Origin of the sequence: Chitinophaga sp., assembly GCF_039596455.1 — a bacterium.
Lineage (GTDB): Bacteria > Bacteroidota > Bacteroidia > Chitinophagales > Chitinophagaceae > Chitinophaga.
This window is the reverse complement of the sequence record NZ_JBCNJR010000009.1, coordinates 63,205-77,321: the sequence shown is the minus strand read 5'-3', so window position 1 is coordinate 77,321 and position 14,117 is coordinate 63,205. Positions and strand designations below refer to the sequence as shown.

At 54.1% G+C, this 14,117-nt stretch carries 11 protein-coding genes; 5 read left to right on the top strand and 6 right to left on the bottom strand.

What is annotated here, in order from left to right:
• The first annotated feature begins 12 nt into the window (after positions 1–12).
• Complete coding sequence (locus ABDW36_RS22395; RefSeq protein WP_343704164.1) at positions 13–540, top strand: SRPBCC family protein; 528 nt, start codon at positions 13–15, stop codon at positions 538–540.
• Between the two features lie 150 nt (positions 541–690).
• Positions 691–1,122 carry a VOC family protein gene (locus tag ABDW36_RS22390; protein WP_343704163.1) on the top strand — a complete coding sequence of 144 codons (432 nt, stop codon included), beginning with the start codon at positions 691–693 and terminating at the stop codon, positions 1,120–1,122.
• Positions 1,123–1,313: 191 nt separating this feature from the next.
• On the opposite strand, the gene ABDW36_RS22385 is transcribed toward ABDW36_RS22390, so the two are convergent.
• From ABDW36_RS22385 to ABDW36_RS22370, 4 genes are read right to left on the bottom strand one after another with little or no spacing between them, the layout of a single operon-like run.
• Positions 1,314–2,405 carry a hypothetical protein gene (locus tag ABDW36_RS22385; protein ID WP_343704162.1) on the bottom strand — a complete coding sequence of 364 codons (1,092 nt, stop codon included), beginning with the start codon at positions 2,403–2,405 and terminating at the stop codon, positions 1,314–1,316.
• Positions 2,406–2,414: 9 nt separating this feature from the next.
• Positions 2,415–3,113, bottom strand: coding sequence for a fasciclin domain-containing protein (locus tag ABDW36_RS22380; protein ID WP_343704161.1), 699 nt, complete (start codon positions 3,111–3,113; stop codon positions 2,415–2,417).
• 27 nt (positions 3,114–3,140) lie between these two features.
• Entirely contained in the window at positions 3,141–4,721 is a 1,581-nt protein-coding gene (locus ABDW36_RS22375) for a RagB/SusD family nutrient uptake outer membrane protein (RefSeq protein WP_343704160.1), read from the bottom strand.
• A gap of 12 nt (positions 4,722–4,733) precedes the next feature.
• Positions 4,734–7,898: a TonB-dependent receptor gene (locus ABDW36_RS22370; RefSeq protein ID WP_343704159.1), complete on the bottom strand. Its 3,165-nt coding sequence runs from the start codon at positions 7,896–7,898 to the stop codon at positions 4,734–4,736.
• A gap of 716 nt (positions 7,899–8,614) precedes the next feature.
• Between ABDW36_RS22370 and ABDW36_RS22365 the strand changes: the two genes are divergently transcribed.
• Positions 8,615–8,911: an SWIB/MDM2 domain-containing protein gene (locus tag ABDW36_RS22365; protein WP_343704158.1), complete on the top strand. Its 297-nt coding sequence runs from the start codon at positions 8,615–8,617 to the stop codon at positions 8,909–8,911.
• 257 nt (positions 8,912–9,168) lie between these two features.
• Here the strand turns inward: ABDW36_RS22365 and ABDW36_RS22360 are convergent, their stop codons facing one another.
• Positions 9,169–9,954, bottom strand: a complete 786-nt coding sequence (locus tag ABDW36_RS22360; protein ID WP_343704157.1) for a DUF481 domain-containing protein — start codon at positions 9,952–9,954, stop codon at positions 9,169–9,171.
• A gap of 41 nt (positions 9,955–9,995) precedes the next feature.
• Positions 9,996–10,271, bottom strand: coding sequence for a hypothetical protein (locus tag ABDW36_RS22355; RefSeq protein WP_343704156.1), 276 nt, complete (start codon positions 10,269–10,271; stop codon positions 9,996–9,998).
• A gap of 135 nt (positions 10,272–10,406) precedes the next feature.
• Between ABDW36_RS22355 and ABDW36_RS22350 the strand changes: the two genes are divergently transcribed.
• Together ABDW36_RS22350 and ABDW36_RS22345 are read left to right on the top strand one after the other, a co-directional pair.
• The gene (locus ABDW36_RS22350) at positions 10,407–12,593 is read left to right on the top strand and encodes an alpha/beta hydrolase family protein (RefSeq protein ID WP_343704155.1); all 2,187 of its coding nucleotides are present in this window, start codon (positions 10,407–10,409) and stop codon (positions 12,591–12,593) included.
• Positions 12,594–12,619: 26 nt separating this feature from the next.
• On the top strand, positions 12,620–14,113 hold the full coding sequence (locus tag ABDW36_RS22345) for a glycosyl hydrolase family 28 protein (protein WP_343704154.1): 1,494 nt from the start codon (positions 12,620–12,622) through the stop codon (positions 14,111–14,113).
• The last annotated feature ends 4 nt before the right edge of the window (positions 14,114–14,117 follow it).

Below are 14,117 nucleotides of genomic sequence, written 5' to 3'. Positions count from 1 at the left end.
AATTTGTCAACCATGAAAGTATTGAAAAGAATCCTCCTCATCCTGGCGGCTATTATCGTGCTGCTGGTGATCGTTTCTTTTTTCCTCCCCTCTTCTTACAGCATCACCCGTACCACTGTTATGAAAGCCCCTCCCGAAGCGGTGTTTGACCAGTTCAATGATTTCAATAACTGGCGGCAGTGGAACACTTTTGATGACATGTATAAAGAGATACAGTACACTACTTCAGACCCTTCTTCCGGCGTAGGCGCCAAACAAAGCTGGGTGGCCAACAAGAACGAAAAGGGAGAGATGACCATTGTGAAAAGCGAGCCGCCGAAAACCATGGAGTTTACCATTGCCTTTGAAGGTTTTGATGAACCCATGTACGGCTATGTGAATTTTGAAGCGGTACCGGAAGGCACCAAAGTAACCTGGACAGACAAGGGCAGCATGGGCAACAACCCGCTCTACAAGTACATGGGCCTTTTCATGGAAAACATGATGGGCGGTAACATGGAAAAGTCTTTCGACAACATCCGGAGAGTGGTAGAAAAATAAAACGTTCGTTATAACATGTAAAAAAACCTGCCTGCGTGCAGGTTTTTTTTGTCATAAAACACCCTGCACATTGTCTTAACTGCCCTCTCCCGGAATGGCAAAACGGTTGTAAGTTTGAAGCATATTATTCCACCAAAAAACGCATACAATATGGCAAACGTTAATCCTTATCTGACATTTGACGGCACGTGTGAAGAAGTGTTCAACTTTTACAGATCCGTATTCGGCGGCGAGTTCGCCACGGTGATGCGGTTCAAAGACATGCCCGGCCCTCATATGGAGGCGGGTGACGATGGCAACCTGGTGATGCATATGGCATTGCCCATCGGCCAGCATTCCATCCTGATGGGCAGCGACCGCCCTTCTTCCTTCGGCAAGGCCACCAAGGGAGACAATTTCTCACTCGCCATTGGCGCAGACAGCCGGGAGCATGCAGACAAGCTGTACAAAGGCCTGTCTGAAGGCGGTAAAGCGGAAATGCCCATGGGAGACGCGCCCTGGGGAGACTATTTCGGTATGCTGACAGACCGGTACGGCATCCAGTGGATGATATCTTATGGCCCCAGCAGTCCGCAGGCTTAACATCTACCCAAAACATACAATTATGGTATTATTTTAACCCTTCTCAAAAAAGCTTCTCCTTCGCTTCTCCTTCGCTTCACGTTCGCTTGAGGGTCGGTCAGGCACCATGTTAAAATAATACCAGACATAACAAAGCCGGCAGGTAAAATTTACCCGCCGGCTTTTTGTTGGCTGTTACGAATATAGCAGATTTATTTCAGAATACTGCCGTCATTAACAATATACACGCTGTTCAGGAAGATGGTAGATACCTTTTCGTTGTTATTGGCCTTGGCCGGGAACGCCACCCTGAATTCCCTGGCAACGGGGTCTTCAAAACCCGCATAGGTAGCCTTGCAATAGGCCAGCCAGTCTTTGAGCCCGTTGCTGGTAAACCACAGCACGCCGTCTATGTAGGCGTGGAACACGTGGTTGGCATCTACAGAAAAGGTGATCTTCTTTTCAACACCGCTGGCCATGGCCAGGGCCGGCACTTTGCCCTTTACGGGGCTGATGAGCGGCAGGGGCAGCGGCAGCGTGGCAGCGGTATTGCCGTTGGCGCTGAACTGGTCTCCCGTGGTGTTGGAAGGCACGTTGGTTACCAGCCGCAGCTGGTAGTTGTCTGTAGTGGCCGGGTTGACGGTGGGGAAAATTTCCCAGCGTATCTCCTTCAGGAAGGGGTAAGTGGGGTTGGCCACCGGCTGTACAAAATACAGGGAGAAGGTGATGGCCTGGTTGGCCCTGAAATAACTCTTCCAGCCAAACTGCGCGCTTACGGAGAAAGGTATTTTCAGCTCCGCCAGGTTCAGCGAGCGGCGCAGGTTGGGGCCGCTGGTGCTTTTATTGGATATTTCTATGATAGACTTGGCGGGATCGGTATCCGCCACCACTTTCCGGTCTGTATTGCTTTCTGACCAACCGGAGCCGGTGGTGGTGAAATTGTCCTGGAACTCGTCAAAGAAATAACGGGTCACCTTCATGGTGGTAGACCGGGTAGACGTGTTTTTACCGTCTTTGGCCGTGGCGGTTACGGTGTATTCTCCAGCCACTGCCGGCGCTATCCAGAGGTTCTCGAACAGATTCTGCGTTCTCCAGCCGTCAAAGGTGCCGCCGGTAGCCGTCCAGGAGTAAGTGATGTCTTTTTTGTCTCCATTGGTACCGGCCCATACCGGCACTTTCTCTCCGAAATAAAATTCCCTGCCTGCCTTGCTGAGGGTCACTATCTCCACCGGGTCATCTTTTTTGCAGGCCGCCATGGACGCGCACATGGCCAGGAACAGCAGCGGGTGATATATCTTTTTCATCGGTCTCAATTATTTATTGTTATCGAATTGCTCCTGCGTGGGCGGAACAAAGTACCGGTTCATGACATGAATGGGGCCGTTAGTGGCCTGGATATTGGGCGTACGCGGACGTATTTCCTTGTACGCGGCATCCGGGAACACGAGGTAGTTGTTGAAGAAAATGTACCCTTCCCGCGTGGCCTGCATGTAGATGTACACCTTGGCCAGCGGGTTGGTTTCCCCGGCCAGGTAAGAATCCACCCAAACCGGCGTGGAGTTCAGGTTGGAATAATCCCAGCGGCCTTTCAGGATGTGGTACTTCAGCAGGTCTGCCACCTTCTTCTTGTCATACTGCGTCCAGCTGGTGCCTTTGTTGGGCGGCAGCGCCGGGTCAGGATTGGGGAAGGTGTTTTTGGAATAGAAGCTGTTGGCGTCTTCCAGGTTGCTGAGCGCCGTGTTATGCAGCAGCAGGTAAGTATACCCGGTGGCGGAATACAGCGGCTTGATGTCTTTGTAAGCCGGGTCGCTGTCTACATAATCAATAGCTTCCAGCATGCTGGAAAACAGCTCCGGCCGTGACTTCATGAACTCCATGGCCGTCATGTTCACCTTGTTATCGTAATAAGACTTGTCATAGTCATATCCCGGCTGCAGCGGCAGCTTTTCGCAGGCAGACAACGCCATGCCGCACAACAGCACCGGTAAAATATATTGACGAACGTTTTTCATACACATTTCGGATTGACGTTAAAGTTGTTATTCATCGTAAGGCGGGTTCTGATCTCCTACCAGCTTGCGGTTGGCATTGAACGCGTCAGAATTGATGGGATACAGCACCCGGCCCATGGCGTTGGGCGTGCCGGCGTTGTTATCAAACTGCGTAGCGCCTTCCCTGGCGGCCAGGATGGGGTTCATCATTTCCCGCAGGTAAGCATAGCCGTTGTTGCTGAAGTCATACATTTTATCAATGCGGCAGAGGTCAAACCAGCGTTTGCCTTCACCTATGAACTCGAACTGCCGTTCTTTCAGGATGAGGCGCTCTATGTACTTCGTTTTGTCTTCACCGGGAGGCACGTCTGTTTCTTCCGCCTTTTCCATATACCCTACCCTTTGCCGCACCTTGTTCACAATTTCCAGCGCTTCACTGAAGCGGCCTTTGTGGGTGAGCGCTTCCGCGCGCAGCAGCATAACGTCTGCATAGCGGTAAATGGGAATTTTGGCGTTGCACTGGTTGTTGCCTTCAAAAATGAAATCGCCGCCGGGCAATGCTTCCCACACCGCAAATTTGCCGAACTGCACTACGTTGGCGGCATAATCTGACTGCAGGTTGTAGGTAACGGTATCCCAGCAGAGGTAAAAACGGCCGTCTGTGGTCACGTTGTTCTCCGTATGGTTTTTCAGCTCCTGCCACAGCTCCGGGCGTACCTTGTACTGGTGGGTGTTGGAGCCGGAGCCCAGCTTCTGGCATACGCCTACGCCGGTGTTGCCCCTTTCCACATCGTTCCAGTAGAGGTTGAAAATGGTTTCCGTAGAGGCTTCGGGGTTCACGAACATGTCTTTCCACTGCATGGGCGTGCTTACCCAGGTGCATTTGCTGGTAGTGATGCAGTTCTGCGAAGCCACCAGCGCCTGGTCATACTCCTGGAACCACATATGCACGTCTGTTTGCAGCGCGTATACCCCGGCTTTCTGGATGCGGTATTTGATGCCGCGGCTGGTCAGGTCGTTGCCAATAAGGCCCAGGGCAGCCTCAATATCGTCCTGTATCTGTTTTTTCACCACGGCAATCTCCGAGCGGGGAAACTGCACCTCCTGGTTGAGGTCTTCCACCGGCTCCAGCAGCATCGGCATTTTCCCCCAAACACGCAGGCCGTAGAAATACAGCAGCCCGCGCAGGGCGTAACACTGGCCGAGGTAATCCTTGTAAAGCGCCTGGCCCTGGTCACGGTTCTCCGTGATCATTTCCGGGAAATACTTGATGCCGAAGTTGCAGAGGGAAATGGCGGTGTAGAGGTCCGTCCACCGCGTAATGCCGTTGATATCACTATCATTGGCCGTGAGCGCATTGTTCAGCAGCTTCGTTTGCGCATTGCCGGTACCGGCCACGGTCATGTTATCTGAGCGCACCTCTCCCCAGTCGAACCAGTTGGTGCGCAGCACATTCTGCAGCTGGTTATAAATGCCCGCCATCCAGGATTTGGCGTCGTTCTGGTCTTTCCAGAAGTTTTTCGGATCTGCGGTAGACACCGGGCTTTCATCCAGCATTTTGTTGCACTGCAGGCTGGAAACCAGCAGCAGCCCCGTAAAGACTATTGTTAAAAAGTTGGATCTTTTCATACACTGTTCAGATTAAAATGAAACATTTACACCCATCCCTATTTCGCGCCGGCGCGGGTACTTGCCCGGGTCGTCTCCCGGCTTGAGCACGCTGCGCTGGCTTACTTCCGGATCAAAGCCGGTGTATTTTGTCCACGTTAAAAGGTTATTGCCATATACGTACACGTTCAGCATTTGCATGCGCAGCCTTCTTGAAACATCCGCCGGAAGGGAATAGCCCAGCCTGGCGGTTTGCAGCCTGATGAAAGAACCGTCTTCCAGGAAGTAGCTGCCGCCGCGGCGGGAGTTGTCTGCCAGCTTGTCCCCGCCCTGGTAAGAATCCGTGATCTGGCCGGGGTATTTCCACATGTTGTAGATGAAATACGGCTCGGGCGTGGTGTTGCTGTTGGAGAAGGAAGCGGTGTTGCGCCTGTTCTCGTTATAGATGCTGTTGCCGAAGTTGCCGTAGAAGCTGAAAGACAGCGTGAAGGTTTTGTAGGAGAAGGAGTTGGCCCAGCCCAGGCTCCAGCGCGGCTGGCCGTAGCCGATGATCTTCCTGTCTTCATTGCCGATGCTGCCGTTGAGGTTGCCGTCTGCATCCGGCAGGTTGCGCCATATGATGTCACCTCCTTTAGATACATTGCCGCCGGTGGTCATACGCTTCACATCTCCGGTATATTTCTGGCCGTCAGGCGTATGGTAGCCTACCAGTACGGGCTGCATGTTTTTCTCGATGATCACGTTGCCATGCTCATCTTTCTGAAACTCGGGAATGAGGCGGGTTTTGTAGTCGGGCGTCCAGGCGTTGCTCTGGTCATACTCGTAAATGCCCAGGTACTCGTAACCGTAGAAGTTACCCGCTTCCATGCCCTGGCCCACGTACCAGATACCGTCTACGTAATCGCCGCCCGGCAGGTAGGTGATCTTGTTGCGGATGCGCGTCCAGTTCACGGAGGTCATCCACTGGAAGTTCTTGGTATGCAGCGGGTAGGCCGTGATGCCCAGCTCAATGCCTTTGTTCTTGATGCTGCCGGCGTTGGTTCGCACCTTGCCGGGGTAGCCGGCCTCCAGGGGCAACGGCGCATCGTACAAGAGGTCTGAGGTATGTTTTTCGTAATAGTCCGCTATAAAAACAATGCGGCCGTTGAGGAAGGTAAGGTCAATACCGATGTCTGACTGCACGGTCTCTTCCCATTTCAGGTCAGGGTTGCCCAGGCGGCTGTCTGTTCTGACGCCGCTGATGCCGTCATAGCGGTATTCACCGAAAACAAACTGTGTTTGCGCATCGTACTCGCCAATGGCCTGGTTGCCGGTAACGCCCCAGCTGGCGCGCAGCTTGCCGTCTGTGAGTATTTTGGAGAGGCCGCGCATGAAAGGCTCATCGCTGAAGCGCCAGCCGGCTGATACGGAGGGGAAGTTACCCCAGCGCATGTCCCGGCCAAAGCGGGAAGACCCGTCCCGGCGCAGTACGCCGTTGATGAGGTAGCGGCCTTTATAGTCATACCCTACCCTGCCAAAAAAGCCCAGCAGGGAGGAATTGACGCCGTTGGTATACAGGTCTGCCGGAGAAAAGTCCGTAGCCGCGTTCAATGATTCTACAGATTCCGTTACAAACCTGCGGCCGCCTATGTTGGTCACTTCTTCGGTGTTCCTTTCATAGTTCAGGCCCGCGGTGGCGGATACATTATGCGCATCGTTGAAGGATTGTTTATAGCTCAGGTAGGCGTTGGACTGTGTTCTGATGGGCAGCGCCGTGTTTTCACTGGCCGTGGCCACCGGGTCTCCGCTAAAATCTACCAGCTTGGAGTTGAACCTTTTGTTCTTGTTCAGCTCCAGGTCTGCAGACCCGTCTACATGCAGGCTCAGGGAGGGCATGAACGCGTAGTCGAAAGACTGGTATACAGTGGAGCGGTAGATGTGTGAATTATTTTTGCGGAGGTAAGACTCTGCTATCGGGTTTCTGCGGCCGCCGTTGTTGAGGATGTAATCCCCGCTGGGCAGGTACAGCGCCATGCCCGCAGGGCGTTGCAGCGCCTGGCGTATCACGTTGCCTTCATCTACGTTATTCCTGTCCTGGTACCCTGCAAAAAACCGGGTGGCCATGGAGAGTTTTTTACCCGGCCGGTATTCGATATTGGTACGGAAAGAGAACCTTTTGTTCATGGTGTTGAGCACAATACCCTGTTCATTGAGGTATTGCAGGCCGGTATAGTAGCTCAGCTGTTTGGTACCGCCTTTCACGCCGATGTCAAACTGGTTCCTGATGGCAGTTTGCGTGATGAGGGCCTGGTAATCATTGTCCGCATTGCGGGCAAAGGAGGTGGAATCATCCGGCTTGGGGTCAAGGCCGATGTTGGCGCGGCGCTCGTAGATCTGCCTTTCCAGGCGGTTAGACTGCGGTACGCGGTTGGCCAGCTTGCCCCAGCTGCGGAAGTAATCCAGGTTTACCTGCGGCTTGCCTTCTTCCCCGCGCTTGGTGGTGATGAGGATCACGCCGTTGGCGGAGCGGGAGCCGTAAATGGCCGCGGAGGCGGCGTCTTTCAGTATTTCGATAGACTGGATGTCTTTCGGGTTGATGCTGTTGATGTTGTTCATGGTCACCCCGTCTACAATGTACAGGGGCTTTACGCCGGCATCGGAGAGCGTGGAGAGGCCGCGGATGGTGATATCCTGCTCATCTCCCGGCGCGCCGGAGTTGCTCATTACCCTTACGCCGGGGGCGGCGCCCTGGATGGCGTCAAAGATGCTGACCGGTTGTTTTTCCTCAATGGCCTTGGCGTTGATGGAGCTGATGGCCGCGGTCACGTCCCGTTTTTTCTGGGTGCCGTAGCCTACTACTACCACATCGTTGAGGGTGGAGATGTTTTCGAGCAGGGTAACGTTGATGGTAGTACGATCTCCTACCACTTCTTCCTTGCTCAGAAAACCGGTCATGGAAAACACCAGGGTGGCGCCGGGGGCTACGGAAATCATGTACTGGCCTTCCATATTGGCGGCTACGCCCTGTTTGGTGCCTTTTACCACAACGTTTACGCCCGGCAGGGCGTTGCCTTTCTCATCCTTTACGGCGCCCTGCACTTTTACTGATTGTGCAAAAGCTGCGGCGGCCCAGGCCTGCAGCAGCAACAGGAAGGTAAAAGGCAAAAGCCACTTCCTGGCGTAGAAAATGCAGGTGTTTGCGCTCATACGTTTTCTCATAAGGGAATTGCTTTAAAATTTTTGAAATAGATACAGAAGCTGGTGAACTGGAATTTAGCCTACGGTCCTTAGGAACTAGCTGAGTTGGCTCCGGGGTAAAACCCGGACAAGAAGCATAGATGGCCTGTCATAACGTGTTACTCTTTTTTCTACAATGAAATATATCCCGGGCCGGATCTCCTGCTTTTTTTACCGAAGGAATGCAATCGTTTGCATTAATCTTCAAAAAAATAGCGGTCCAGCCCGTCCGTTTTTCAACGATGAAATTTTTGCCGGTCTGCCGTTTTATTTACATGAAATTGTTTGAAATGAACCTGAATATTCTACCTAAATCCATCTGCTACATATACTAAGTCCGTAAGCTGATTTTGGTAAGCTATTGCTCTTTCATAACCGTGGCATCAACGTTTACTGCCGTAAAAGTCACTTAATTCGCCTGAAATTCCTTGATGTTTATTCGCTAATAGTGATACTTTTTTGACATGGTGTTCAAATGCGGGAAAATGAAGTTTTCAAGCTGCTTTGCGGAGCGGACATTGAAGCAGGGGGCGATGAGGTGTGGTGAACCGGGTGAAAATAATACGGCAATTGGCCTGTTTTTGAAAACGTTTGCATAGCCCGGGGAGAAATTTCCCCGTCCGGGGCATAAAATTTGCACCCGCCCTATGCAACAATATATTACATTGCAGTGTTAACGAACTTAAAATCAACTCACAATGGCAAAAGCAGTAAAAAAAGCAGCTACGGCAACTAAAAAAACGGCGGAAAAATCCAATTCAGGTTTTATGGCGCCCCTCACCCCCAGCCCTGCATTGGCAGCCGTAATAGGCGATAAACCCCTGGCAAGGACCGCCATTGTTAAAGCGATCTGGGATTACATCAAGGCTCACGGCCTGCAAGACCAGAAAAACAAACGCATGATCAACGCAGATGCCAAGCTGAAGCCTGTTTTCGGTAAAGACCAGATCTCCATGTTCGAGCTGGCCAAACTGATCAACCAGCACGTGAAATAAGCGGATATTGTTACATCGCAGTTGAACAGTATTTAATGCGGGCCCTCTGCCCGCGGGAGGGCGTTACGGCCCTTTCCTGCACGCATGCCCGCAGCCTGTTCAGAAACAGGCATGAGAATACCTCTTTAACGGGCCGGCCGGATGATGGCCGGCCCTGCTCTTTGGCGGTCCAGGGTGCATTTTCCGGCACAGCGCCGCTATTCCTGTTCAAAAGGCAGGCAATCAATCCCCGTCGCCCATCACTTTTTCCTGCTACATCAGAAATATTTCTCCACGGTTAGCCCGTAGTTCATCAGCAGGTTTTCCCGGTTGGTGCGGTTCAGCTTGTTGTACGTCATGGCGGCCGTAATGCTGAGCCAGGAGCGCAGCTTTACGGAAAGGCTGGTATTGCTTTTAATGATATAATCCCGGCGGAGGTAGAGCGAGTTCTGTAAAAAGTGCCTGCCTTCCAGCACCACCATATTGGCTATGGTAAACTTGTACTGGAGGCGCAGGGAATTGCGGAAGGTCTGGTACACGTCCGGCACGGTGTCATGCAGCATCAGGTCATTGTTCTCAAACAAAAGGCCGTCACTGATATTGAGCTGGGCGTTAGGTTTGTTGAGCACATCGTACGCCAGCCCGAAGCCGCCCTGGAAGCGGTCATTGATCTTGAGGGAATAACTCTTGTCATAACTGGCCAGGCCCCAGTAATAAAGCCGGCTGCTGTCACGGTAGAGATTGAAATCCACTGCGGCTGAAAAATCGTTGTTGGTAAGATCGCTGTTTTGCTGGCCGTAAATATAGGCGGCATTGGCATTCAGCGTGATCTTTCTTTTGCTCACCTTGAACCCCAGGGCATTGTTGAGGAGATAGGCCCGGCCATCATTGGTATGGTTCATAGAGCCGGTAGAAGCGTATTTCAGGTAATAATGGGTAGAGTCGCTAAACTGCGCCAACAGCTGGCCGCAGCCCAGCAGCAGCGCCAGCAGTAAAATTGTCCTTTTTGTCATCACGCCCTGCGCTGCCACAATTAACATGCCTGAACATGCCGCTGCGGCCAAAAACTGCCGTTTTTGCGCAAAGGGAACATCAGGCAGGGCGGCTATTCTACAGCCAGCGATTCTTCCAGGCCGTTATCCGCCACGTATTTGTCCCGCTTCTCCTTGTAGCTCACCAGCAGGCCATCTACCTTGTCTGTACCGCCCACAATGCTGTCATAAATATCGCCGAGCGATTTCTCCAGCTCACTGTCTCCCAGGTTGATATTATCCGTTTCTATCTGCCCGATCTTTTTTACCAGGGAAGACTGGGTATTTTTAAGGTCTTCCAGCTCCCGGAGGATCTTGTCCATCAATTGCGCCTTTTCCCGCTTGTCCATAAATAGCATTTTTAGGATGATGAATACCCTGCGGGCTCCAAATATGGTGCCACAGCAGTAGCGGAACAACCGTACCGGCGGCAAAAAAATTTCCTTTTCACTACTCCCCTGTGTAATTTCAGTTGTCTCATAGATATGAAACAATTGCACGGCTTTTTCAGAACGTTCCAACTGTTATGCGTACTGGTGCTCTGCTGCCCTGCCGGCCTGAAGGCCCAGCAGGAGCTGGATGTGATACGCAACTGGATGCATTTTACCGATGCGCCCAATTCCCTTTACCGCCACCTCGCCGGGGAGGCCTATCCCCTGCTGGCCCGGCGCCAGGCAGCAGTAGCGGCGCTGAAGGGGCAGGCTGCCTGGCAGCAGCGGCAGCAAAGCATCCGCAACAACCTGATGGAGATGTTGGGCCCTTTCCCCGGACCAACGCCCTTGCGCCCCAAAGTGATGCGCACAGTGCAGAAAACGGACTACCGGGTGGAGCATGTGGTATTTGAGTCACAGCCTTCCTTTTATGTAACCGCTTCGCTCTACCTGCCCGCCACGCTGAAAAAAGGCGCCAAAGCGCCCGCCATCCTGTATTGCAGCGGGCATTCCAACACCGGCTACCGCTCCGGTGCGTACCAGCGCGTTATCCTGAACCTGGTCAAAAAAGGCTTTATTGTGCTGGCATTTGACCCCGTCGGCCAGGGGGAGCGGCTGCAGTACATGAACCCCGAAACGGGAACATCACGCTTCAAATGGCCCACCTGGGAGCATTCCTACCCCGGTGCACAGCTCTTTATCACCGGCAGCTCCATGGCGCGGTACATGATATGGGACGGCATCAGGGCTGTAGACTACCTGGTGAGCCGCCCGGAGGTAGACGCGCAGCGCATCGGCGTTACCGGCCGCTCCGGCGGGGGCACGCAAAGCGCCTACATTGCCGCGTTTGACAAACGGGTGAAGGCCGCCGCGCCGGAGAATTATGTAACCAGCTATACCCGGCTGCTGCAAACCATGGGCCCGCAAGACGCGGAGCAGAACTTCCCCCAGGCCATTGCCCGCGGTTTTGATATCGGGGACCTGCTGCTGGTGCGCGCGCCCGCGCCCACGCTCATGATCACCACCACCCGCGATATTTTTTCCATACAAGGCTCCATAGAAACGGCGGAAGAAGTAAAAGCCGCTTACGCCGCTTATCACAAGCAAGATAACTTCCGCATGGTAACAGACGATGCGGCCCATGCCTCCACGGAAAAGAACCGGGAGGCCATGTACGCTTTTTTCCAGCGGCACCTGAACAACCCCGGCAACGGGAAAGACGAGCCCGTAACGGCACTGACGGATGAAGAGCTGCAGGTAACGCCCAGCGGCCAGGTAGCCACCTCCCTGCAGGGAGAAACGGTGTTCACCCTCAACCTCCGGGAAGCTGACCGGCTGAAAAACAAGCTGCAAAAAGCGCGGCAGCAGCCCGACTACCTTGCCGGGGCCGTGAAAAACGCCCGCGAACTGAGCGGTTACCGCGCTCCCGGTAAAGCTGAAAAACCTGTATTTACCGGCCGGCTGCAAAAAGAAGGGTATACCATAGAAAAAGCGTTCATCAAGGGAGAAGGAGACTACCCCGTGCCGTACATCACCCTGCGGCCCGGCAGCGGCAGCACCGGCAAGGCCGTCATCTACCTGCACCCCGCCGGAAAAGCGGCAGACGCAGCCGGTGAAATGGCGTGGCTGGCGAAAAACGGCTTCACCGTACTGGCGCCAGACCTGCTAGGCACCGGTGAAACCGGCCCGGGTGTGTTCAAAGGCGATTCCTATATAGACAGCTGCACCTACAACACCTGGTTTGCCGCCATGCTGACCGGCCGCAGCATTACCGGCATCCGCGCGGGAGATGTGGTGCGGCTGGCACAGGTGCTGGCGCAGGATAAAGACGTAAAGGAGGTCTGCGCGCTGGCCAAAGAAGAAATGGCGCCCGTGCTGCTGCATGCAGCTGCCTTCGATAAAAACATTACCAGGATAGCGCTGGTCAATCCCGGCCTTTCATACCAGTCCATTGCCAGTACCCTGCAATACCCTCCCGAGGCCATACAGAGCGCCGTACCCCGCGCCCTGGGGGCGTATGACCTGCCAGACCTGGCCGCCAGCCTGGCCCCGCGCTATTTGCTGATTGCCAACGGCGGAGATGCGGATGAAGCGGATCTGGTCAAAAAAGCCTACCGCGGCCAGCATGCGGAGACACGCCTGCAGATAGTGCCCGAAGCGGGTACGGAACAGCTGCACGATGCACTGAAAAAATGGCTGCAAACCCAATCTCTCACCACATTAACCGGCGGCTCCAGGTAGCCGGCCTTTCATGTAAACCACGTATCATGCTCAAAACTATTTTTCGTCTTTGCCTGCTCCTCCTTGCACAGCAAAGCGCCGGCAAAGACTTTCTCATCACGGACTTCGGCGCCAAACCCGGCGGCAAGGCGGTGAACACCGTTGCCATCAACAAAGCCATCCAGGCCTGCCATACACATGGCGGCGGGCGCGTAGTGGTACCTGCCGGCGTATTCAGCACCGGCACGCTGCTGATGAAAAACAACGTGGAGCTGCACCTGCAAATGGGTGCTACCCTGCTGGCCAGCACGGCCCTGCAAGACTTCCCGCTGCAGCCGCAGCCCGCTTACCGCTCCCAGAAAGACCCCGGCGGCTGGCGCGCGCTCATCTACGCCAACGAAGTGAATAACATTGCCATCACCGGCCCCGGCACCATAGACGGCAACGGCGCGCAGCAAAAGCCGGACCCTGCCAACAAGCTGGGCGGCGACCTTGACGGCCGGCCGCGCAACATCCTGTTCATTTCCTGCAAGAACATCCGGGTAGAACAGGTGCACATGCGCAACGCCGGCATCTGGAACCAGCATTACCTGAACTGCGAAGACGTGGTGGTAGACCGCATACAGGTGTACAACCACGGCAACCGCAATAACGACGGTATAGACATTGACGGCTGCCGCCGCTTCATTTTGTCCAACTCCACCTTTGATACGGACGATGACGCTATTGTGCTCAAATGTACCGGGGCCGCCGCGGTAGAAGACGTGGTGATCAATAACTGCATAGTATCCAGCTTCTGCAATGCCATCAAGGCGGGTACGGAAAGCACGGGCGGCTTCCGCAATATTGCCATTTCCAATTGCGTGGTCAAACCCGGCGTAAACACCCGGCCGCCTGTTTACGGCATGCGCGGCGGCATTGCGGCCCTTTCCCTGGAGATCGTAGACGGCGGCATGATGGAAGGCATCACCATCAGCAACATCGCCATTGAAGGAACGGCCTGCCCCCTTTACATCAGGCTGGGCAACCGCGCCCGCAAGCATACGCAGAGCGCGCCTGTTCCGCCCATGGGGCAAATGCGCAACATTGCCATCAGCAACGTAACGGCCTACGGCACCGGCAATTACAGCTCCTCCATCACGGCCATTCCCGGCCACTATGTGGAGAACGTGTCCATTTCAAACGTGCAGTTCTTCAACAAAGGCGGGTTACAGGCCGGTGGTTATATTGCAGATATAAAAGACGTGAAGGAAGATGAAAAAGGTTACCCGCAGCCTACGGTGTGGAAAGAGCTGCCTTCATCCGGCCTTTTCATCCGCCACGCCAGCAACGTACAGATCAACGGGCTGATGCTGGGCGCTGAAGCGCCAGATCCGCGTACACCGGTAATTGCGGTAGACGTGGAAGACCTGCAGATCCGTAACGTGTCGAAGATCAGGAACAATACGGCCGGTACGTTCTTCTATGGCAAGAATGTGCGGAACGTTTCCGTAGAGGCGCCGCTGGGCTGGAAGCAGGAGGTACAGAAAACGGAGGAATAAATAA

What these genes read in the sequence shown, in the direction of transcription:
- ABDW36_RS22395 (WP_343704164.1), top strand. Translation starts at nt 13, where the DNA reads ATGAAAGTATTGAAAAGAATCCTCCTCATCCTGGCGGCTATTATCGTG.
- ABDW36_RS22390 (WP_343704163.1), top strand. Translation starts at nt 691, where the DNA reads ATGGCAAACGTTAATCCTTATCTGACATTTGACGGCACGTGTGAAGAA.
- ABDW36_RS22385 (WP_343704162.1), bottom strand. Translation starts at nt 2,405, where the DNA reads ATGAAAAAGATATATCACCCGCTGCTGTTCCTGGCCATGTGCGCGTCC.
- ABDW36_RS22380 (WP_343704161.1), bottom strand. Translation starts at nt 3,113, where the DNA reads ATGAAAAACGTTCGTCAATATATTTTACCGGTGCTGTTGTGCGGCATG.
- ABDW36_RS22375 (WP_343704160.1), bottom strand. Translation starts at nt 4,721, where the DNA reads ATGAAAAGATCCAACTTTTTAACAATAGTCTTTACGGGGCTGCTGCTG.
- ABDW36_RS22370 (WP_343704159.1), bottom strand. Translation starts at nt 7,898, where the DNA reads ATGAGAAAACGTATGAGCGCAAACACCTGCATTTTCTACGCCAGGAAG.
- ABDW36_RS22365 (WP_343704158.1), top strand. Translation starts at nt 8,615, where the DNA reads ATGGCAAAAGCAGTAAAAAAAGCAGCTACGGCAACTAAAAAAACGGCG.
- ABDW36_RS22355 (WP_343704156.1), bottom strand. Translation starts at nt 10,271, where the DNA reads ATGGACAAGCGGGAAAAGGCGCAATTGATGGACAAGATCCTCCGGGAG.
- ABDW36_RS22350 (WP_343704155.1), top strand. Translation starts at nt 10,407, where the DNA reads ATGAAACAATTGCACGGCTTTTTCAGAACGTTCCAACTGTTATGCGTA.
- ABDW36_RS22345 (WP_343704154.1), top strand. Translation starts at nt 12,620, where the DNA reads ATGCTCAAAACTATTTTTCGTCTTTGCCTGCTCCTCCTTGCACAGCAA.